This is a genomic window from Arthrobacter sp. 05T442 (assembly GCF_056395945.1).
On sequence record NZ_JBFTKM010000063.1, the window covers coordinates 1 to 468 of the forward strand.

The following is a 468-nucleotide window of genomic DNA, read 5'->3' on the forward strand; positions in this document are numbered from 1 at the left end:
ACCCAGCACCGAACCTTCCGCATTGGGGTTGCCGGCGGGCAAGGTGGCGATCTTCGCCGCCAGTTTGGCGACAAAGGCATCGGCCACCCTGGCATCGACGATCAGGCGCTCGGTGGACATGCAGATCTGCCCCTGATTGAAAAAGGCACCGAAGGCCGCTGCCTCCACCGCCGCATCCAGGTCGGCATCTTCCAGCACCAGGAACGGCGCCTTGCCGCCCAGTTCCAGCAACGCCGGCTTGAGATGACGCGCCGACAGCTCACCAACGATGCGCCCGACATGGGTCGAGCCGGTGAAGTTGACCCGACGCACCGCCGGGTTGGCGATCAACCGTTCGACAATCGCCGCGGCATCCTGGGGCGCGTTGCTGATGACGTTGACCACGCCGTCACCGAGGCCGGCGTCCTGCAACACCTGGCCGATCAGCCTATGCACCGCCGGGCTCAGTTCCGACGCCTTGAGCACCAC

The 468-nt window shown here is 65.8% G+C and carries 1 protein-coding gene; it reads right to left on the reverse strand.

Translation table 11 applies throughout. The features are described from left to right. Positions 1-468 (reverse strand): aldehyde dehydrogenase family protein (locus AC1DES_RS19190; RefSeq protein ID WP_476897283.1); only part of this gene is annotated, 468 nt, incomplete at both ends.